Genomic DNA, 19,791 nt, shown 5'->3' with positions numbered 1-19,791 from the left:
CCCTGTCCCTGCCGGATGTCAGCGCGCGACCTGCCAAAGCCAGGCCCCGTCCGCGCCCATCTCCCGCGTCACCTGACCAAGTTTATGCAGATGGTTCAGATGCGCAACGGTTTCCACCAGCGCCAGACCATAGGTCCCCTCGTCGATCCGCCGCTTGAACAGGGGCGCGAAACAGTCCGAGGCCACGCGCGGCCCCTCCAGATGCGCCAGCAGGCGCCGCAAGCCCCCGTGGTGATTGTCGACCAGCTGCCGCATCCGGAACGGCAAACCCGTGAAGGGCAGCTTGTGCCCGCCCAAGACCAGATGATCCTCGCGCGCCAACCGCCCCAAACGCTCGCACGCCTCCAGCCAGTCGGCCAAGGGGTCCGCCTCTGGCTCCGTCGCGTAGACGCCGATATTCGGGCTGATTGACGGCAGGATCTGATCGCCCGAGATCACCAGTTGGCAATCCCGGCTCCACAGCGTCAGATGCTCCGGCGCATGGCCCGCGCCCATATGCACATCCCAGTCACGCCCCGCCCCACGGATCACATCGCCCTGCTGCACGCGGACATAGCCGACAGGCAGGGGATGTGCGATATCGGCAAAGTTGAAGGGCCGCTCGTTGCAGCGTTTCTCATAGATCGCGGCATCCATCCCCGCCCGCCGCCAGAAAGCGCGCGCCTGCTCGCTCGGCCGCTCCTCGCAATCCAGAATCAGCATCCTGGCCATCAGCCAGGCGGTGCGCGTGGTCCAAAGTTCCGCCCCCTGTTCCTGCATCAGCCAGCCCGCCATCCCCACATGATCAGGGTGATGATGCGTCAGGATCACCCGCCCCACGGGCCTGCCCTGCAAGACCCCCGCCAGCAGATCCTGCCAGATCGCCACGGCCTTGCGCGAATGCACACCCGTATCGACGATGGTCCAGTGATCACCCTCGTCCAGCGCATAGATATTGACGTGATCCAGCGCCATCGGCAGGGGCAGCCTGATCCACAGCACGCCCTCCGCCACCTGCAACGCCTGACCGGGGTCGGGTGCTGTCTCCCAAGGATACCGGATACCAGCGCCCGCGCCGTCCATCACGCGCACAACTCGGCATCAGTCATGGCATAAAGATCCCCGGCCCCGGCCATCGCCTGCGCCAAAAGCCCGGCATGCTCCGGCAAAAGCCGGTTGATATAGAACCGCGCCAGCTTGACGCGCGGCCCCTCATCGCCCTCAGCCAAAGCCGCCTTCAGGTGGTAGTGCGCCCCCAGCACCCGTGCGAAGGCCCGCAGAAACGGCACCGAGCCGGCAAAGCGCGTGGTCATGTCAGACTGCGCCACCAGCCATTCCACCGCCTCGCGCAGCGATTCGCCGGCCTGCCAGACCTTCTCGGCCATGCCCGGATGGCGCGCGCGCGCCGTCTCGGCATGGGCCTCGATCTCGTCCAGAAGGCGAAACGCCGCCTCGCCCCCATCCATCATCTTGCGCCCCACAAGATCCATCGACTGGATCCCGTTCGTGCCTTCATAGATCGCCGTCACACGCACATCGCGGCTGAACTGCGCCGCCCCGGTTTCCTCGACAAAGCCCATGCCGCCATGCACCTGCACGCCCATCTCGGCCACGCTGATGCCGGTATCGGTGCCAAAGGCCTTGGCGATCGGCGTCAACAACGCCGCCCGCGCCCTGCACTCCGCCTCGCCCGTCGCGGTGGTCATGTCGATCGCCACCGCACAGGCCATCGCGATCGACCGCGCCGCGAATGTCTCGGCCTTCATCGTCAGCAGCATCCGCCGCACATCCGCATGATCCAGGATAGGCCCGCGCCCCTCGCCCACAGGCGTGCGCCCCTGCCGCCGATCCGCGGCATAGGCCAGCGCGTGTTGCGTCGCCGCCTCAGCCACGCCAATCCCCTGCGCCCCCACCCCAAGGCGGGCGTTGTTCATCATGGTGAACATCGCAGCCATGCCGTCATGTTCCGCGCCGATCAACCAGCCGGTCGCCCCCTCATACTGCATCACGCAGGTCGGGCTGCCATGCAGACCCATCTTGTGCTCAAGGCTCACCACCTTCAGGCTGTTGGCCACACCCGGATTGCCCTTGGCATCCGGGATCAGCTTGGGCACCAGAAACAGGCTGATCCCCTTGGTCCCCGGCTTGCCATCCGGCAACCGCGCCAGCACCAGATGACAGACATTGGCGCTGAAATCATTGTCACCCCAACTGATATAGATCTTCTGCCCGGTGATCGCATAGGTCCCGTCCCCGTTCGGCACCGCCTTCGTGGTCAGCGCGCCCACATCGCTGCCTGCCTGCGGCTCGGTCAGGTTCATGGTCCCGCACCATTCGCCCGTCACCAGCTTGGGCAGATAGACCTGCTTGATGGCCTCGCTCGCGTGATGCTCCAGCGCCTCGATCTGGCCCTGCGTCATCAAGGGGTTCAACTGCAACGACAGACAGGCCCCGCTCATCATCTCGTTCACCGCCGTGGTCACCGCCATCGGCAGCCCCATCCCACCGAAATCCGGGCTCGCCGCGATGGAGACCCAGCCGCCCTCGGCAATCGCAGCATAGGCCTCGGCAAAACCGGGCGTGGTGCGGACCTTGCCATTCTCCAGCCGCGCCGGATGCAGATCGCCCGCCCGCTGCAACGGGGCCAGCTTGTCCTCGCACAGCTTGCCCGCCTCGGTCAGGATCGCATCGGTCACATCCGGCGTGGCATCGGCGAAACGATCCGTGGCGATGACGCGGCCCAGATCGGCGACATGGTCGAAGATGAAACGGAAATCCGCGACGGGGGCACGGTAGGTCATGGGTCTTCTCCTCCGGCGCGCACGTCTGCCGCGACCTTGGCAAAGACGCACGGCGCTTGTATGCAATGGTATTGCCGTAACGTGAACCGAAGCGCCACAGCCTTCAACCGAAACGCGGCGTCATTGGACCGGACCGCATGACAAAGACCGAACTGCTTCCGCCCGACGCCGCCGGGATCGCCCGCGCGGCGCAGCATCTCGCGGCAGGCGCGCTGGTCGCCTTCCCGACCGAAACGGTCTACGGCCTTGGCGCCGATGCCCGCAACAGCCTCGCCGTGGCCCGGATATTCGAGGCCAAGGGAAGGCCCCGCTTCAACCCCTTGATCGTGCATGTCGCCAGCCTTGAACTGGCGCAAACCTATGTCCATTGGTCCCATCAGGCCGAGGTCCTCGCCCGCGCCTTCTGGCCGGGTCCGCTCACCTTGGTCTTGCCGCTCCGCGCCGATGCGGGCCTGTCCGATCTGGTCACCGCCGACCTGCCCAGCCTTGCCATCCGCGTCCCCGCGCATCCACTGGCGCGCCAACTCCTGACGGCCTTCAACGGCCCCGTCGCCGCCCCCTCCGCCAACCCCTCGGGCCGGATCAGCCCCACGACAGCGGCCCATGTCATCGCGGGCCTCGATGGCCGGATCGAAGCGGTGCTGGACGGCGGCCCCTGCCCTGTCGGCCTCGAATCAACCATCATCGGCCTGACCGACGAACCCACCCTTCTGCGCCATGGCGGCCTCGCCCAAGAACAGATCGAAGCCCTTCTCGGCCATCCGCTGCGACAGGACACCACCCCCGGCAAACTGACGGCGCCGGGTCAGATGGAATCCCACTACGCCCCGAACGCCCGCATCCGCCTGCACGCCACCAGCGCCGCCCCCGGCGAGGTGCTGCTTGGCTTCGGCCCCATGCCCTGCACGCTCAACCTCTCGCCCACAGGATCCCTGACCGAGGCCGCCGCCAACCTCTTCCCGCATCTGCACAGGCTGGACGCGGGCGATGCAACCACCATCGCCATCGCCCCGATCCCCGAGACGGGCCTTGGCCGCGCCATCAACGACCGCCTGCGCCGCGCCGCCGCCCCGCGCCCCTGACGCGCGTGCCAGGCACCGCACCTGCCGCTTCTTCTTGCCGAAAATATCCCCCGCGGAGCGTCCGGCGCCCATCACGGGCACAGGTCTCGAAAGCTAGGCCCGCCCCGCCGCCGAGGACAGCGCCAGCGCATCCACCCCCAACCGCCGAAGCGCAGCCTCCCATTTCCCCGCATCGGGCGTGCCAAACACCAGGTCGGGCGTCGCATCCACCGTCAGCCAGCCATTCTGCGCCAACTCGCCCTCCAGCTGCCCCGGCCCCCATCCGGCATAGCCCAGCGCCACGATGGCCCGGTCCGGGCCATGCCCTGCGCCCATATCCTCCAGCACATCCACGGTGGCCGTCATCCCGAACATCTCCGCCACGGGCAGCGTTGTGATCCGCGACCGGTAATCCCCGGAATGCAGCACGAAGCCGCGCGCATGTTCCACCGGTCCCCCGAAATGCACGGGCCGGTCATGCAGGCCGGGGGACATGGTGATGCCCACCTGATCCAGCAATCCCCGCAGGCTCAGGTCGGCCACCGGCTTGTTGATGATCAACCCCATCGCGCCATCCTCGGAATGGGCGCAGATCAGGACCACGGCGCGCGCGAATCGCACATCCCCCATGGCGGGCATGGCGATCAGCAGCTTGCCCGTCAGATCCAGACGATCCGCCTGACCCAAGGGACGCCCTGTCGATGATGGATCCGTGTCACTCATGATCTTGATATATGCCCGATCCTGCCAGTTGCCAGACTGCACCTGCCACACGCCTCACACAAGCGGGCATCGCGGGCCGGCATGGCCCGGACAAATGCCGCACGTCTCAACACGCGGCAATCGCCCGAATGTGAGTTGTCCTTGAGCAGCATTTCGCGCATCACCGCTGCATGACACGCATCATCCCATCCCTTGCTCTGCCGCTCTGCCTCGCCTGGGGCATGTCCCTGACCGCCGGCCTGTTGGCCACGGCGGCGCAGGCGCAGACCGACAATCCCGCCGAGATGGTGCAGGCCCGCGTCCTGCCCGGCTGGACCGCCGCAAATGGCAGCCATATGGCCGCGCTGCATCTGACGCTGGCGCCGGGGTGGAAAACCTACTGGCGCGCGCCGGGCGATGCGGGGATACCACCCGCGCTGGATCTGCAAGGCTCCCACAACCTCGCCTCGGTCACGCCGGTCTGGCCCACACCCGAGGTGTTCTTCCAGAACGGCATGCAGACGGTCGGCTATGCCGATCAACTGGTTCTGCCGCTCCAGATCGTGGCGCAGAACGGGGCGCAGCCCGCCCGGATCGCGGGACGGATGCAGATCGGGATCTGCAGCACGATCTGCGTGCCGGTCGATCTGGATTTCGCGCTGGACCTGCCCGCCAATGGCAGCGCGCCGCAGCAGGCCCTGATCAAGGCGGCGCTGGCCGATCAACCCGTCAGCGCGGCAAAGGCCAGCGTCGGGGATGTGGACTGCACCCTCAGCACGATCAGCGACGGCCTCGCCCTGACGGTCAAGATCGACATGCCCAGCGCAGGTGGCACCGAGACGGTGCTGATCGAAACGGCAGACCCCTTGGTCTGGGTGGCCGAAACCGCCAGCACCCGGCAGGGTGGCACCCTGACCACGACCACGGAACTGGTGCATGTGTCGGGTCAGGCGTTCGCGCTGGATCGTTCGGGGCTCCGGATGACCGTGCTGGGGGCCGACCGCGCGGTCGATATCAAGGGCTGCACGGCGAACTGACGACCCCGTCAGCCTGCAGCCCCGCGCCGCGCCCGCCGGGCCGCCAACAGCCCCGCCACACCATAGGCCGACAATAGCAGCACCGTCACACCGCCCAGAAACAACAGCAGCGCCGCCCCCATCGGCGCAGCCGTGGCCACCCCCGGCAACAGCCCGGCCAGCGCGCCGGGCAGCGCGCCCTGCCACACGACCCAACCCAGCGTCAGCGCCAGCCACAGCACCACCCCCGCCACGGTCAGCCGCAACACAGGCGCCGTGGCCCGCAGCCGCAACCCGCGCCGCAAGGCATGGATCTGTCGCCCGACATCCTGCTGCATGGCCATCAGCGCGGGCACGACCAGCAGCACCAGCACCATCCCGAAGCCCAGCCCATAAACCAGCGTAATCACCGTGGGCTTCAGAAATTGCGCCTGCGACGATGTCTCGTAGAGCAGAGGCGCAAGCCCCAGCACCGTCGTCAACGTCGTCAGCATCACCGCCCGCAACCGATCCGCCGCCCCGTCGATGATCGCGGGAATCAGCCCGCGATCGCGCGCCTTCTCGTCGATCGTCGTCACAAGCACGATGGAATCGTTGATGATGATCCCCGTCATCCCCAGCAGGCCCACCACCGTGAACATCGACATCGGCACATCCCACAGGGCATGCCCCCAGATCGTGCCAACCAGACCGAAGGGGATCACCGCCATCACCACGATGGGCCGCGTCCAACTGGCGAAAATCCACGCCAGCACGATGTAAATCCCCGTCAGACACAGGATCAGCCCGGTCCGCGCATCCGACAGGAAGTCGCTTTCCTGCTCGGACAGCCCCGCCAGCCGATACTCCAGTTGCAACTCCGATGCGATGCGCGGCAGGATGTCCGTCTCCAGCGCCCGCATCACCTCGGCGGCGCGGGCCGGATCATCCTCGGAAATGTCGCCCGTCACCGTGATCACGCGCAACCCGTTTTCGCGCCGCACGGTCGAAAACCCGGCCCGCGCCTCGACACTCACGATATCGGCCAAGGGCACATAGATCCCCGAAGGTGCGCGCAACTGCATCCGCTCCATGAAATCGGCGGTCAACTCTCCCTCGGGCAGTTCCACCCGGATCGACGCGCTGCGCGGCCCCTCGGGATAGGTCGCAGCCTCCAGCCCGTTCAAGCGGTGCCGTAGCACGCGCCCCAACTCGTCAATGGCAAAGCCCAAAGCCTGCCCCTGCGGCGTCAGGTCAAGGATCAGCTCTTCCTTGTCATAGGACAGCGTATCCTCGACCGCCGACACCTCGGGGAACGGCGCCAGCGCGGTTTTCAGCGCCTCGCTCGCCGCCTTCAACCCCTCGGCTGTGGCACCGAAAAACTGCACATTCAGCGCCTCGCCCGCCGGACCGGACCGCCAGCCCCGGAAACTGACGGTCTCCGCCAAAGGATGCATCTGCACCGCCTCCTGCAAATCCGCCACAAAGGCGAAAGAGGAATAGGGCCGCAGGTCCGGGTCGATCATCTCGATCGACAGCCCGCCCAGCAGATCCGCCTCGGTATCCTCGGCCCCCGGCAGGCTGCGCCCCGCATTGCCACCGATTTCCGCGATCATGTAATCAATCGGATTGCGGCCATGCTCGGCCTCATAACGCGCGGCCACTTCCTCGGCGGCGCGCTGCATGGCCTGCATCATCTCGATCGTGTCGGCCCGGCTGGCCCCCGGCAGCATCGAGAAATTGCCCGTGACGCTCCCCTGTTCGGGCGAGTTGAAGAACCGCCACGGCACATCCCCCCGGATCAGAGATCCCACCTGCACCGCCAGCAGCAGGATCACCCCCGCCAGCACCGGATAGCGCGCCGTGACCACCAACCCGATCAAGGGCCGAAACGCCCGGTCCCGCACCCAGTCAAACCCCCGGTTCACATAACGGCTGGGCAGGTCATACCAATGCACCTTTGCCGCATGGGCCAGCGCATGCGCCATGTGATTGGGCAGGATCAGAAAACACTCCACCAATGACGCGGCCAGCACCGCGATCACGGTAAAGGGGATATCCGCTATCAGGCTTCCCATCCGCCCGCCGATCACCACCAGCCCATAAAACGCGATCACCGTCGTCAGCATCGCGGCAAAGACCGGCATCGCCATCCGCCGCGCGGCATTCTCCGCCGCCACCACAGGCGGTTCGCCCATCCGGTGCCGGGCGTCCGCATGTTCGCCCACCACGATGGCATCATCCACCACCAGCCCCAACGTGATGATCAACCCGAACAGGCTGATCATGTTCAACGTCAGGCCAAAGGCATACATCAGCGCAATCGCCGCAAGCATCGCGACAGGAATCCCCGCCGCCACCCAAAAGGCCGTGCGCGCATTCAGGAACAGGAACAACAGCCCCACCACCAGCGCCAGACCCGTCAACCCGTTCGAGATCAGCAGATCCAGCCGCCCCGTGATCTGCTCGGCCCGGGTGCGGATCAGATCGACGGTCACACCTGCGGGCAAGGTCGCCTGCAACGCCGCCGCCACCCGCTCCACATCCCGCTGTGCCCGGATCGCATCCCCGCTGGCCGAACGGTCCACCCGCACGCTCATCGCCGGATTGCCGCCCACGAAATAGCCACGCTCCCGGTCCACGCCCAGCTTCTCGATCCGCGCCACATCCGACAGACGCAACACCGACCCGTCCGGATTCGACCGCAGCACGATCTGCGCGATCTGATCCGGCGCGGTCCGACCCGCGCCCGTCCGCACGCGGGCATTGGCCCCGGTCACATCCCCTGCCGGATCGGCCGTCACCTCCGCCGCGACAATCGCCGCGATCTCCGCGATCGAGATGTCATGCGCCATCAGATCGACCGTCGTCACCTCGACCAGCGTTTCGGGCGCGGCGACACCCCGCACGGTGGTGCGCGTGATCCCTTCGGCAAACAGCCGCGTCACCAACTCGTCGGCAAAACGCGCCAACTGATCGACGCCGACGGGTCCGGTGATCACCACATCCGTCACGCGGTCACGCCAGATGCCGCGCTGCACCCGCGGCTCCTCGGCCTCGGCGGGCAGGGTCGTGACCTGATCCACCGCCGATTGCACATCCTCGGCCGCGCGGCTCATGTCCCAGTCCGGCTCGAATTCCAGCCGGACCTGCGCCCGCCCCTCACGGCTGTTCGACACCGAGGACGCGACCCCCTCCACCGCCAGCAGCGCCGACTCCAAAGGCTGCACGATGGCGCTGTCCACATCCTCGGCCCCGGCCCCGTCCCAGACGACGCTGACGGTCACGTCATCGACCACCACATCGGGAAAGAACTGCGCCCGCATGTTGGGCGCGGCGGCCAGCCCCGCCACCACCATCACCACCAGCAGCAGGTTCGCCACCGTCCGGTGCCGCGCAAAATAGGACAGGATACCGCCCGCCATCGGGGGGATGTCGCGCACCATCCCGCTCAGCCCCCGATCCGCTGTTCAAGCCGCTGGACCACATCGGCGGGCACACGGTCCGCCTGCAATTGCGCCAGCAGCCGCACGCGCACCTCGGATGGCATCCTGTCATTGCCCTCGACAAAGGCCACCAGACGCGCGCGCCGCTCGGCCGTCAGTTCCAGCAGATCAGGCCCGGCCTGCGCCTCCTCGCCCGCCGCACGCAGGGGCCGCACCCCGATCCCCGCCCCCAGCAAGGGCGAGCGTTCGACCACCACCTCGCGCCCCTCAAGACCATCGCCCTGCACCAGAATGTCATTGCCCTGCCGCCGGATCAGCACCACTGGCAACACTTCCAGACGATCCCCCTCGCCCAGCACAAGAACCGTGCCGCTGCTGTCCATCGCTGACCCCGGCAGCCGCACCACTGCATCCAAGGGCGGCTCCTCCACCTCGACCGTGACGAAATCGCCCGGCTTCATCCCGCCCGCATCCTCCAACGCGGCATAGATCAGACGGCCCGACTGCCCCTCGGCCACGGCGGCGCTGTCCCGGCTCAGACGCCCCGCCCGCACCAGATCCACGCCGAACACATCCAGCCGCACCCGCACCGGCAGATCGGCCAGCCGCCCGGCACCGTCCAGCAGCCGCGCATATTGCGCGGTCGAGACTCGAAACGCCACGTCCAGCCGATCGGGATCAATCAACTGCCCCAACTGCTCATTGGCCGTGACCAGCCGCCCCTCGACCAGCGTCACGCCACTCAAAACCCCGGAAAACCGCGCGCGGATCACCGTATCAGCCAGCCGCCGTACCGCCTCGTCCAGCGCGATGCGGGCCCGGTCCTGTCCGGTGGCGGATTGCGCCACACGCGCTTCGGCCTGCGCGATGGCCTGCCGCCGGGTCAGGATCGCCGCCCGCGCCGCACTCGCCGCCAGTTCCGCTGTCTCCACCGCCGCATCCGACCCCACCCCGCGCGCCGCAATGTCGCGCTGCCGCGCCGCCGCGCGTTCACGCAGCGCCAGTTGCTCCTCGGCGGCCAGCAATTCATCCCGCGCAAGGTCCAGCGCCACGGCCGCATCCCGCGCCTCGGCCGCAGCATCGCGCAGATCGTTCTGCGTGCGCGCCAAGGCCGCCTCGGCATCCGCAGGGTCGATCCGCAGCAGAACCTGCCCCTCGGTCACGCTGCCTCCTTCGACAAACTCCGGCGCCAGTTCCAGAACCGTGCCCCCCACAGCCGCGCGAATCTCCAGCGTACGGCGGCTTTCCACCTGCCCGAAGGCGGTCAGCACCGGCGTCACCGTATCGGCCGCAGCGGTGACGACATTGACCGAAAACAACCGCTCCTGCGCCGCAGGCATCCGCGCCTCCCGCGCCAGTCGGTCCTGCACCGCGCCCCGGATGATCTGTCCCGCCATGATCAGCAGGGCCAGCGTCAGGGACAGCAGGAACAGCCCGGTCAGGCTCTGGCGCAGAAACCGCATCGTCATTCAATCCTTGATAGGCAGGGATGGCCCCGGCATCAGAGCCTAGTGGCCCGGCAGGTTTTGCCAAGCCACAAGGCCGTTACGGCCATGATACGCGCGCCGCCGCTACTTCCGTCGGTGATGCTCATCAAGACGCGGAAAAATTTCGACAAAATTGCAGGGCCGGTGCCGGTAGTCCAGTTGATAGGCCAGAATCTCGTCCCACGCATCGCGGCAGGCACCGGGGCTGCCGGGCAGGGCGAACAGGTAGGTGCCCCCCGCCACACCCGCCGTGGCGCGGCTCTGCACGGCGCTCGTGCCGATCTTCTGCATCGACACGATGGTGAAGACGGTGCCGAAGGCGTCGATCTCTTTTTCATAGACATCGCGATGCGCCTCAACCGTCACATCGCGCCCGGTCAGGCCCGTGCCACCCGTGGAAATGATCACATCTATTGCAGGATCAGCGATCCAGTCGCGCAATTGTTGCGCAATCTCCGCGCGTTCATCGCGGATAATTGCGCGCTCCGCCAGAATATGCCCCGCATCCGTCAACCGCTGCACCAGCGTGTCGCCCGACCGATCCTCGGCCAGACCCCGCGTATCCGACACGGTCAGAACCGCGATCCTGACCGGCAGAAACTCCTTGCTTTCGTCAATCCGGGACATGGCTCATCCTTTCTGCATCAAGGCCAGCCTGAGGGCGAGGCCCGTGAATATCCCCGCGCTGATCCAGCCCAGAACGCGGGCAAAGCGGGAATGCCCGGCCAGCCGCCCCGCCGCCCCCGCGGCAAAGACACCCACCGCGCCGTTGATGATGAACCCGCCCAGCGACATGACCGCACCATAGATCAGGAACTGCCCCAGCACGGCCCCGCGGGCGGGGTCCACGAATTGCGGCACGAAGGCCAGCACGAACAGTATGACCTTGGGATTGGTCAGGTTCACCACCAAGCCCTGACCAAAGGCGCGCCACGCCGCGCGCGGACGCACCAACCGCGCCTCGGCCGCGCCAAGCGGCGCGGCGCGAAGCGCCTGCACCGCCAGCACCAGCAGATAGGCCACGCCCACCCAGCGGATCACGTCCAGCGCCCCCGGCATCGCCGCGATCAGCGCGCTCAGGCCGATCCCCGCCAGTCCCGCATGGACAAACACGCCCAGCGCAATGCCCCCGCTGGCCGCAATCGCGGGCCGCGATCCCGCCCGCAATCCCTGCCCAAGGCAGAACATCATATCCGCCCCCGGTGTCAGGTTCAGCGCCAGCGCCGCCGGCAGAAACGCCAGCAAGACCCACGGATCGACGATCATGCCCCCTCCCGCAACCGCGCCTGCACCGCCAGCAGATCAGCCCAGGCCTCGCGCTTGGCCGCCGGGTTGCGCAGCAGATAGGCCGGATGCGTCATCGGCATGGCGGGCAGGCCCACCGCCTCGGCCCATTGCCCGCGCAGCCGCAAGATCCCCTTGCGCTGCAACAGCGCATCGCAGGCATGATTGCCCATCAGGATCAGCACATCGGGACGCGCCAAGGCAATATGCCGCTCCAGAAAGGGGCGCATCATCGCGATCTCACCGGCATCCGGGTCGCGGTTCTGCGGCGGACGCCACGGCAGGACATTGGTGATGTAGACCGCCGCCTCCCGGTCCGTTGCCTCCCGCGCCAGACCGATCGCCGCCAGCATCCGGTCCAGCAACTGCCCCGCCTGCCCCACGAAGGGCCGCCCCTCCAGATCCTCGTCCCGCCCCGGCGCCTCACCCACGACCATCACACGCGCCCCGGCCATGCCATCCGCAAAGACAAGGTTCCGTGCCCCGCGCTTCAGGTCGCAATGCTCAAAGCCCTCCAGCGCCGCGCGCAACCCGGCCAGATCAGTGGCCCCCGCCGCCGCCCGCTCCGCCTCGGCCACGGTATCCACCTGCGCCATCGGCACGATCTGCGGCCGCTGCGGTTCGGCCACAACCGGAGCCACCGCCTTGCGCGCCACAACGGGGGCCGTATCCGGCAACGCATAGCGATCAATCGGGCTGTCCTGAATGCACTCATCCGCACCCAGCGCCATGTGCCATTCCAGAAGCGCCCGCGCGCTGCGATGATCCAGACCCGATTCCATGCCGTCACCCTACCCTGCCGCAATCCCATGCGAAAGCGCGCGCCGCATCCTTGCCCCAGCCCCGGCACCTTCCTATAAGCAATCAGCACCCCAAAGGAGGCCCGCATGACTTTCACCCAAAGACATCTGCTGGGGATCGAACCGCTGGCCCCGCATGAGATCACGACGCTTCTCGATCTGGCCGACCAATATGTCGCCCTGAACCGCCGCGACGTGAAACACGGCGACGTGCTCGCCGGCCTTACCCAGATCAACATGTTCTTCGAGGCATCGACCCGCACGCAGGCCAGTTTCGAACTGGCAGGCAAACGCCTCGGCGCGGATGTGATGAACATGTCGATGCAGGCCTCCTCGATCAAGAAGGGCGAAACCCTGATCGACACGGCCATGACCCTGAACGCCATGCATCCCGACCTTCTGGTCGTGCGCCACCCCCATTCCGGCGCGGTGGACCTGCTGGCGCAAAAGGTCAACTGCGCCGTGCTGAACGCAGGCGACGGTCGCCACGAACACCCGACGCAGGCGCTTCTGGACGCGCTGACCATCCGCCGCGCCAAGGGCCGCCTGCACCGCCTGAATATCGCGATCTGCGGCGACATCGCCCACAGCCGGGTCGCGCGCTCCAACATCCTCCTGCTGGGCAAGATGGAAAACCGCATCCGCCTGATCGGCCCGCCCACCCTGATGCCCGCCGGGATCGGCGAATTCGGGGTCGAGGTCTTTGACGACATGCGCGCGGGCCTGCAGGACGTGGACGTTGTGATGATGCTGCGCCTGCAAAAGGAACGCATGGACGGCGGCTTCATCCCGTCGGAACGTGAATACTACCACCGCTTCGGGCTGGATGCGGAAAAGCTGGCCCATGCCAAACCCGACGCCATCGTCATGCACCCCGGCCCGATGAACCGCGGCGTGGAAATCGACGGCACGCTGGCCGATGACATCAACCGCTCGGTCATTCAGGAACAGGTGGAAATGGGCGTCGCCGTCCGCATGGCCGCGATGGACCTGCTGGCCCGCAACCTGCGCGCCGCCCGCCAACCCGGCGCACAAGGGGTCATGGTGTGACCGCCCGCCTCACCATCCCGGCAGAGGAGCACCGCACGGTCCGCCTCTTCGCCGTCAACCTGCCCGAGGCGCAGGTGACCGACATGCTGCGCGACGCGCCCCCCGCCCCACCGGGCGAACTGCCCCAGGTCCCCGCCGCCGCCACCCTGCTGGACTGGCCCGCCCTCGACACAAGACATACCGAGCTTTTCGCCATCCGCGACCTCACCGGGCTGGGCCTGACCGGCTACCTGACCGAGGGGCTGGGTCTGGACGAGGCCGAGATCGCCGCCGACCGCCCCCGCCTTGCCGCACTCGAAGGCTACGTCCTGATCGTGCTGTCCCGCGCCTTTGGCGGCGACCCTGTCACGCTTGATATCCCCCCTGCCCTGACCCTGATCGGCACCTACCGCGAAAAATCCGCACCCGTCCTGTTCGAGCCGCTCCCCGGCACGGCAGGCCAAGGCACCCTGACAGGCAAGCCCGCGCCCGCCGACAAGGTCGCCCGCGCCCGCCTCCTGCGCCTCGCCGCCCTCAGCGCACTGATCCTGATGCTGCTGGCCATCGCGCTGGTTGCCGTTCTGGGCGCCGGCGAATGACAGGGTCGATGATCCCCTCCATGACCCCCACCGTGACGCTGGAGGCGGAAGAGGCCGTGCAGCACAGCTTTACCCCCGACCGCCCCACCTATTGGCGCGATCACGCATGGATGGCCGCCGCGGCGATGGGCATCGGCATGGCGATCCTCTGGGCGATGGGCAACCCGCATGTCTGGACCGGGGCCGTCGGTGGTCTGGCCGCTGTCGCCGTCCGCGCCCTCTACATCGCCTCCGACGAACTCGCCGCCCGCTGGGACCTGACCAACCGCCGCCTCCTCGGCCCCGGTGGCCGCGCCGTGCCCCTGTCGCAGATCAAGGCGCTGAACACACTCGGCTCGGCGGTGCAGATCGTGACCCATGGCGGCGACAAACACCTGATCAAATACCAGGCCGACGCCGCCGCCACCCGCACCCGGATCGAACGGGCCATGGGTGGCGACATGACACCATAGCGGCAACATCCGCCCCACACCGACAGCCGTAGGGTGCGTGCTAGCACGCACCAATTCGCACGCGGCAAATGAGCCGTAGGGTGCGTGCTTGCACGCACCAATTCGCTCGCGGCAAGGGGTGAGAGGGGTGCGTGCAAGCACGCACCCTACGCCTGAACCGGCGAACGCCGCGCCGCAGCGGGTGCGGCGCGGGTTGTCCTTCGCCCGGTCTTTGCGCCTCGGTTCAAGTCACCTGCCCGTCAGCCACGTCAACGATCCGCGCCCTACAAAATCCCTCAAATCGTTAAAATTTCCCTAACAAGAGCCTCCAACGCATTGAAATCATTCAACCCGATTTTTGTCCCACGGTGGGACAGGTCCGGGATGCGGCCCTGTGATCCTGCTGGACCCAAGGGGCGGTGCAGGGTAAGACGACCCGGACGCCAGTGACCGGGGGCCGCATGACCACGATACTCATCCACAACGCCCGCCTCATCGACCCCGAGGCCGGGACCGTCTCGCCGGGATCGCTCCTCATCAAGGATGGCCGGATCGCCGCCATGGGGGCCGAGGTCGCCGTGCCCAAGGATGCCCGCACCATCGACGCCCGCGGCGCCTGCCTCGCGCCGGGCATCGTCGATATCGGGGTCAAGGTCTGCGAACCGGGGGAACGGCACAAGGAAAGCTTCCGCTCCGCCGGTCTTGCAGCGGCGGCCGGGGGCGTCACCACCATCGTGACCCGCCCCGACACCACCCCCGCCATCGACAGTCCCGAGACGCTGGAATTCGTGACCCGCCGCGCCAACGAGGCCGCCCCCGTCCGCGTCCTGCCCATGGCCGCGCTGACCAAGGGCCGCGAGGGGCGCGAGATGACCGAGATCGGATTCCTGCTGGACGCCGGCGCCGTCGCCTTCAGCGATTGTGACCATGTGGTGCGCAACACCAAGGTCCTGTCCCGCGCGCTGACCTATGCCCGCAGCCTCGGCGCGCTGGTGATCGGCCATCCGCAGGACCCCGGCCTGTCGGACGGGGCGGCGGCAACCAGCGGCAAGTTCGCGTCCTTGCGCGGATTGCCCGCCGTCTCGCCCATGGCCGAGCGGATGGGACTGGACCGCGACATCGCCCTGCTGGAAATGACCGGCGCGCGCTATCACGCCGACCAGATCACCACCGCCCGCGCCCTGCCCGCCTTGATGCGGGCCAAGCGCAACGGGCTGGACATCACGGCCGGCACCTCGATCCACCACCTGACGCTGAACGACATGGACGTGGCCGACTACCGCACCTTCTTCAAGGTCAAGCCCCCCCTGCGCGCCGAGGATGACCGGCTGGCCGTGGTCGAGGCGCTGCGGGATGGGGTCATCGACATCATCAGCTCCATGCACACCCCGCAGGACGAGGAAAGCAAGCGCCTGCCCTTCGAGGAAGCCGCCGCAGGTGCCGTGGGGCTGGAGACGCTGCTGCCCGCCGCACTCCGCCTGCACCATGCGGGCGAGCTGACCCTGCCACAACTGGTCCGCGCGCTGGCCCTGAACCCGGCGAACCGTCTGGGCCTGCCGCAGGGGCGGCTGGCTGTGGGCGCACCGGCCGACTTGGTGCTGTTCGATCCCGACGCGCCCTTCGTGCTGGACCGGTTCAGCCTGCGGTCGAAATCCAAGAACACACCGTTTGACGGGGCGCGCCTGCAAGGCAAGGTGCGCGGAACCTTCGTCAATGGCACTTGCGTATTCGGAGACCTGTGATGCCGCTGATCGAGACACCCGCAACACTGCTGATCCTCTGGGCCGTGATCGGCTATCTGCTGGGGTCAGTCCCCTTTGGTATGGTGCTCACGCGGACCATGGGTCTGGGCAACCTGCGCGAGATCGGATCGGGCAATATCGGCGCGACCAATGTGCTGCGCACGGGCAGCAAGACAGCCGCCGCCCTGACGCTGCTGCTGGACGGGGCCAAGGGCGCGGTGGCGGTGCTGCTGGCGAGGGCGATGGCGGGCGAGGATGCGGCGCAACTGGCCGCGCTGGCGGCCATGATCGGCCATTGCTATCCGGTCTGGCTGCGCTTTCAGGGCGGCAAGGGCGTGGCCACGTTCATCGGAGTGATCCTGGCACTGGCCTGGCCCGCGGGTCTGGCCGTTTGCCTGACATGGCTGGTGGCGGCGGCGGCAAGCCGTATCTCATCACTGGCAGCACTGGCGGCCGCCGCGGTATCGACCATGTGGCTGGTGATGCTGGGCCATGGGCAGGCCCTGCTTCTGGGTGTGGTTCTGACCCTGCTGATCTTCTGGCGTCACCGCGCCAATATCGCGCGGCTGCGCGCAGGCACCGAGCCCAAGATCGGGCAGAAATAACAGGCAAGGGTCAAGGGGGGCTGTCTGCCCCCCACGCCGAACGTCGTTCGGCGTTCCCCCCGAGGATATTTGAGGCAAGAAGACGCGTATCGGAAGGCAGATCCGTCAGTAGCTGTATTCGGCATAGATGCGGCTGAGATCGCCGTTCCAATCGCCGTGATACTTGTCGAGCAGCTCGTCGGCGGGGGTCTTTCCCGTCTCGATGCTATCCTTGAGCGCGTTCAGGAAATGCGTCTCGTCGGGCACGAGACCACCCGCACCGGCGCGGGCGCGGGCCTTGAGACCCGCTTCGGACAGGGCCAGAACATCGCGGGCCAGATCATGCATGTGGATGTCGCCCACACGGGCCTGAAGCCCATCGACGCTGGCCGCGACACGCAGCCCTTCGCGGGTGTCGGCATCCCAGCCCTTGACGATGTCCCAAGCGGCATCGAGCGAGGATTGATCATACATCAGCCCGACCCAGAAGGCAGGCAGCGCGCAGAGCCTGCGCCACGGGCCACCATCGGCACCGCGCATTTCCATGTATTTCTTGATCCGCGCTTCGGGGAAGGCGGTGGTCAGATGGTCGGCCCAATCGCTGAGCGTCGGTGTCTCACCCGGAAGCGCCGGCAATTTGCCCGCCATGAAGTCGCGGAAGGACATGCCCAGCGCGTTGATATACTGGCCGTCGCGGTAGACGAAATACATCGGCACATCGAGCGCGTATTCGGCATAGCGCTCGAACCCCATCCCGTCCTCGAACACGAAGGGCAGCATGCCCGTGCGGGCCGGGTCAAGATGGCGCCATACGCGGGCGCGCCAGCTTTTGTGACCGTTGGGCTTGCCCTCGAAGAAAGGCGAATTGGCGAACAGCGCCGTGGCCACTGGTTGCAGCGCCAAGGCGACGCGCAGTTTCCGGACCATATCCGCCTCGGAGGCGAAATCGAGGTTCACCTGCACCGTGCAGGTGCGGCGCATCATCGTCTGGCCGCTGGTGCCGACGCTTTGCATGTAGCTGTCCATCAGGCGGTAGCGGCCCTTGGGCATCAAGGGCATCTGGTCATGGGTCCAGATCGGGGCTGCCCCCAGACCGATGAAGCCGACACCGACCTTGTCGGCCACGTCCTTGACCTCGCGCAGGTGCTGGTTCACCTCGTCGCAGGTTTCGTGGATTGTCTGGACGGCGGCACCGGACAGTTCCAGTTGTCCGCCCGGTTCAAGACTGACATTCGCGCCATCCTTGACCAGACCGATCAGCTTGCCGCCTTCTTCGACAGGGGCCCAGCCATGGGTGTCGCGCAGGCCTGTGAGGACCGCCAGCACCGAGCGGGGGCCGTCATAGGGGATGGGTTGCAGCGTATCCTTGCAATAACCGAACTTCTCGTGCTCGGTCCCGATGCGCCAATCCTCTTTGGGTTTGCAGCCCGACGCCAGGTACTCGACCAGTTGGGAAGGGTGCTCGATCGGCCCGCCGCCGGATTGAGGGATGGACATGCTGGGCTCTCCGAGTTCTTTGCGCGTGTGTTCAGTGGGCAGGAGTGCCGCGTCAACGCGGCAGTGTCAATCGCGCAGGCGGTGCGTCGCGATGCCAGATCACGGCGATGTGCGCCCCCTGCGGCCGCATCTGGGACAGAAGCCTTTCCGTGCTGAGGCCCGGAAGGGCGGCGAAGATATCGAAAAGCGCCTCGGCATTCTCGGCGGTGAGGGGGATGGCCAGCATCGGTTGTCCGGGCTGGTGCAGCCGCCAATGCGCGGGCTGGCCGCTATGGTCGATCTCAAGCCGGTCCAGTTCGGACAGGGCCACCACGCCGCCGGTGAGGGGGCCGAAATAGGCGACCTGCCCTTCGGTGATGGAGACCACACCCGGCCCGCCACGCCCGGTGACAAAGCGCAGGCGCTGCAAGCCGGTAAACGCCAAGGCCAGCCCGGCGGCCAGAACCGGCCAGCCGATCCAGCCCAGAAGCCCCGTGCTGCTGGTGACCCACCACAGGCCCAGAAGCGCGACGGCGGCGCCGAGAAGCACGCCGCGCCAGCGGTGCAGGAGGGTTGCGACTTCGGGGCGAATGAAGCTCATGCGGTGGGCCGGGTCCAGTCACCCAAGGTTGCCTGCCAGAGGGTCAGCGCGGCGACGGCGGCCGTATCGGCGCGCAGGATGCGCGGGCCGAGGCTGACGGGATGGGCGAAGGGCAGCCCGTGCAGGCGTTTGCGTTCAGCGGGGGAAAAGCCGCCTTCGGGGCCGATCAGGATCGCCCAGGGTTGCGCCGGAGCGGCGGGATTGCGGGCTGGCAATGTCGGGGCCGCCACTGTCGCCGTGCCGCCATCGGCGAAGCCTTCGTCACAGAACATCAGTTGCCGCCCCTCGGGCCAGTCGGCCAAAAGCCGGTCCAGCCGGATCAGACCGGCCACTTCTGGCACGAAAGTGCCGCCGCATTGCTCGGCCGCCTCAACGGCATGGGCTTGCAGCCGGTCCTGCCGGATGCGTTCGGCATTGGTGAAGTCGGTCTGCACAGGGATGATGCGCGCCGCCCCCATTTCGGCGGCTTTTTCCACGATGAAATCGGTGCGGGCCTTCTTGATCGGCGCAAAAAGCAGCCATAGGTCGGGGGGCATCCGGAGAGGGCGCGTCTGCGCCTCGCAGGCCAGCAGGCCGCCGCGCTTGGCCGCCTCGGTCACGCGGGCCAGCCATTCGCCGTCGCGCCCGTTGAACAAGAGCACCCCTGCCCCCTCGGACAGCCGCATCACCCCGAAGAGGTAATGGGCCTGATCCCGGTCCAGAGGAACGGTTTGCCCCGCACCCAGCGGTTGGTCTACAAAGAGCCGGATTTTCGCATCAGTCATGAGGCAGACA

At 67.3% G+C, this 19,791-nt stretch carries 18 protein-coding genes; 7 read left to right on the top strand and 11 right to left on the bottom strand.

All coding sequences use genetic code 11. The annotated features are described in order from the left end of the window. Positions 1–18: 18 nt before the first annotated feature. Complete coding sequence (locus PVW27_RS03510) at positions 19–1,062, bottom strand: MBL fold metallo-hydrolase (protein WP_274555428.1); 1,044 nt, start codon at positions 1,060–1,062, stop codon at positions 19–21. Further along, positions 1,062–2,780 (bottom strand): acyl-CoA dehydrogenase, encoded by a 1,719-nt coding sequence (locus PVW27_RS03505; RefSeq protein WP_274555158.1) that lies wholly within the window; start codon positions 2,778–2,780, stop codon positions 1,062–1,064. The genes PVW27_RS03510 and PVW27_RS03505 overlap by 1 nt, the downstream gene beginning before the upstream one ends. Positions 2,781–2,917: 137 nt before the next feature. On the opposite strand from PVW27_RS03505, the gene PVW27_RS03500 reads away from it, so the two are divergent. Next, complete coding sequence (locus tag PVW27_RS03500; RefSeq protein ID WP_274555157.1) at positions 2,918–3,862, top strand: L-threonylcarbamoyladenylate synthase; 945 nt, start codon at positions 2,918–2,920, stop codon at positions 3,860–3,862. Positions 3,863–3,955: 93 nt separating this feature from the next. On the opposite strand, the gene PVW27_RS03495 is transcribed toward PVW27_RS03500, so the two are convergent. Continuing rightward, positions 3,956–4,564, bottom strand: a complete 609-nt coding sequence (locus tag PVW27_RS03495; protein WP_274555156.1) for a YqgE/AlgH family protein — start codon at positions 4,562–4,564, stop codon at positions 3,956–3,958. A 170-nt stretch (positions 4,565–4,734) separates the two neighbouring features. Here PVW27_RS03495 and PVW27_RS03490 point away from each other — a divergent pair, with 170 nt between their 5' ends. Then, positions 4,735–5,580, top strand: a complete 846-nt coding sequence (locus PVW27_RS03490) for a protein-disulfide reductase DsbD domain-containing protein (protein WP_274555155.1) — start codon at positions 4,735–4,737, stop codon at positions 5,578–5,580. 8 nt (positions 5,581–5,588) lie between these two features. Here PVW27_RS03490 and PVW27_RS03485 read toward each other — a convergent pair whose 3' ends face one another. From PVW27_RS03485 to PVW27_RS03465, 5 genes are all read right to left on the bottom strand, one after another. After that, entirely contained in the window at positions 5,589–8,984 is a 3,396-nt protein-coding gene (locus tag PVW27_RS03485) for an efflux RND transporter permease subunit (protein ID WP_274555154.1), read from the bottom strand. A gap of 5 nt (positions 8,985–8,989) precedes the next feature. After that, entirely contained in the window at positions 8,990–10,447 is a 1,458-nt protein-coding gene (locus PVW27_RS03480) for an efflux RND transporter periplasmic adaptor subunit (RefSeq protein ID WP_274555427.1), read from the bottom strand. Between the two features lie 108 nt (positions 10,448–10,555). Beyond that, positions 10,556–11,098 (bottom strand): molybdenum cofactor biosynthesis protein B, encoded by a 543-nt coding sequence (gene moaB, locus PVW27_RS03475; RefSeq protein WP_274555153.1) that lies wholly within the window; start codon positions 11,096–11,098, stop codon positions 10,556–10,558. A 3-nt stretch (positions 11,099–11,101) separates the two neighbouring features. Further along, positions 11,102–11,734 (bottom strand): LysE family translocator, encoded by a 633-nt coding sequence (locus tag PVW27_RS03470; RefSeq protein ID WP_274555426.1) that lies wholly within the window; start codon positions 11,732–11,734, stop codon positions 11,102–11,104. Further along, entirely contained in the window at positions 11,734–12,537 is an 804-nt protein-coding gene (locus tag PVW27_RS03465) for a uracil-DNA glycosylase (protein WP_274555152.1), read from the bottom strand. Before PVW27_RS03465 ends, PVW27_RS03470 begins: the two co-directional genes overlap by 1 nt. A 105-nt stretch (positions 12,538–12,642) precedes the next feature. On the opposite strand from PVW27_RS03465, the gene PVW27_RS03460 reads away from it, so the two are divergent. From PVW27_RS03460 to plsY, 5 genes are all read left to right on the top strand, one after another. Continuing rightward, positions 12,643–13,605, top strand: a complete 963-nt coding sequence (locus PVW27_RS03460; protein ID WP_274555151.1) for an aspartate carbamoyltransferase catalytic subunit — start codon at positions 12,643–12,645, stop codon at positions 13,603–13,605. After that, a complete protein-coding gene (locus PVW27_RS03455; RefSeq protein WP_274555150.1) occupies positions 13,602–14,183 on the top strand; it encodes a hypothetical protein in 582 nt (193 codons plus the stop codon). The genes PVW27_RS03460 and PVW27_RS03455 overlap by 4 nt, the downstream gene beginning before the upstream one ends. A 20-nt stretch (positions 14,184–14,203) precedes the next feature. Next, positions 14,204–14,635: a hypothetical protein gene (locus PVW27_RS03450; RefSeq protein WP_274555149.1), complete on the top strand. Its 432-nt coding sequence runs from the start codon at positions 14,204–14,206 to the stop codon at positions 14,633–14,635. A gap of 440 nt (positions 14,636–15,075) precedes the next feature. After that, complete coding sequence (locus PVW27_RS03445; RefSeq protein ID WP_274555148.1) at positions 15,076–16,356, top strand: dihydroorotase; 1,281 nt, start codon at positions 15,076–15,078, stop codon at positions 16,354–16,356. After that, positions 16,356–16,961 (top strand): glycerol-3-phosphate 1-O-acyltransferase PlsY, encoded by a 606-nt coding sequence (plsY, locus tag PVW27_RS03440; protein ID WP_274555147.1) that lies wholly within the window; start codon positions 16,356–16,358, stop codon positions 16,959–16,961. The genes PVW27_RS03445 and plsY overlap by 1 nt, the downstream gene beginning before the upstream one ends. A 105-nt stretch (positions 16,962–17,066) precedes the next feature. On the opposite strand, the gene PVW27_RS03435 is transcribed toward plsY, so the two are convergent. The 3 genes from PVW27_RS03435 to PVW27_RS03425 are packed head-to-tail and all read right to left on the bottom strand — an operon-like array spanning position 17,067 to position 19,781. Beyond that, complete coding sequence (locus tag PVW27_RS03435; RefSeq protein ID WP_274555146.1) at positions 17,067–18,437, bottom strand: glutamate--cysteine ligase; 1,371 nt, start codon at positions 18,435–18,437, stop codon at positions 17,067–17,069. 52 nt (positions 18,438–18,489) lie between these two features. Continuing rightward, positions 18,490–19,017, bottom strand: coding sequence for a hypothetical protein (locus PVW27_RS03430; protein WP_274555145.1), 528 nt, complete (start codon positions 19,015–19,017; stop codon positions 18,490–18,492). Then, a complete protein-coding gene (locus PVW27_RS03425; protein ID WP_274555144.1) occupies positions 19,014–19,781 on the bottom strand; it encodes a 16S rRNA (uracil(1498)-N(3))-methyltransferase in 768 nt (255 codons plus the stop codon). The genes PVW27_RS03430 and PVW27_RS03425 overlap by 4 nt, the downstream gene beginning before the upstream one ends. Between the last annotated feature and the right edge of the window lie 10 nt (positions 19,782–19,791).

The organism is Seohaeicola sp. 4SK31, from assembly GCF_028802875.1.
GTDB lineage: Bacteria > Pseudomonadota > Alphaproteobacteria > Rhodobacterales > Rhodobacteraceae > Seohaeicola.
This window is presented reverse-complemented; position numbering and strand designations above follow the sequence as displayed.

What these genes read in the sequence shown, in the direction of transcription:
- PVW27_RS03465 (WP_274555152.1), bottom strand. Translation starts at nt 12,537, where the DNA reads ATGGAATCGGGTCTGGATCATCGCAGCGCGCGGGCGCTTCTGGAATGG.
- PVW27_RS03505 (WP_274555158.1), bottom strand. Translation starts at nt 2,780, where the DNA reads ATGACCTACCGTGCCCCCGTCGCGGATTTCCGTTTCATCTTCGACCAT.
- moaB (WP_274555153.1), bottom strand. Translation starts at nt 11,098, where the DNA reads ATGTCCCGGATTGACGAAAGCAAGGAGTTTCTGCCGGTCAGGATCGCG.
- PVW27_RS03430 (WP_274555145.1), bottom strand. Translation starts at nt 19,017, where the DNA reads ATGAGCTTCATTCGCCCCGAAGTCGCAACCCTCCTGCACCGCTGGCGC.
- PVW27_RS03460 (WP_274555151.1), top strand. Translation starts at nt 12,643, where the DNA reads ATGACTTTCACCCAAAGACATCTGCTGGGGATCGAACCGCTGGCCCCG.
- plsY (WP_274555147.1), top strand. Translation starts at nt 16,356, where the DNA reads ATGCCGCTGATCGAGACACCCGCAACACTGCTGATCCTCTGGGCCGTG.
- PVW27_RS03450 (WP_274555149.1), top strand. Translation starts at nt 14,204, where the DNA reads ATGACCCCCACCGTGACGCTGGAGGCGGAAGAGGCCGTGCAGCACAGC.
- PVW27_RS03490 (WP_274555155.1), top strand. Translation starts at nt 4,735, where the DNA reads ATGACACGCATCATCCCATCCCTTGCTCTGCCGCTCTGCCTCGCCTGG.
- PVW27_RS03425 (WP_274555144.1), bottom strand. Translation starts at nt 19,781, where the DNA reads ATGACTGATGCGAAAATCCGGCTCTTTGTAGACCAACCGCTGGGTGCG.
- PVW27_RS03480 (WP_274555427.1), bottom strand. Translation starts at nt 10,447, where the DNA reads ATGCGGTTTCTGCGCCAGAGCCTGACCGGGCTGTTCCTGCTGTCCCTG.
- PVW27_RS03510 (WP_274555428.1), bottom strand. Translation starts at nt 1,062, where the DNA reads ATGGACGGCGCGGGCGCTGGTATCCGGTATCCTTGGGAGACAGCACCC.
- PVW27_RS03485 (WP_274555154.1), bottom strand. Translation starts at nt 8,984, where the DNA reads ATGGTGCGCGACATCCCCCCGATGGCGGGCGGTATCCTGTCCTATTTT.
- PVW27_RS03445 (WP_274555148.1), top strand. Translation starts at nt 15,076, where the DNA reads ATGACCACGATACTCATCCACAACGCCCGCCTCATCGACCCCGAGGCC.
- PVW27_RS03435 (WP_274555146.1), bottom strand. Translation starts at nt 18,437, where the DNA reads ATGTCCATCCCTCAATCCGGCGGCGGGCCGATCGAGCACCCTTCCCAA.
- PVW27_RS03500 (WP_274555157.1), top strand. Translation starts at nt 2,918, where the DNA reads ATGACAAAGACCGAACTGCTTCCGCCCGACGCCGCCGGGATCGCCCGC.
- PVW27_RS03495 (WP_274555156.1), bottom strand. Translation starts at nt 4,564, where the DNA reads ATGAGTGACACGGATCCATCATCGACAGGGCGTCCCTTGGGTCAGGCG.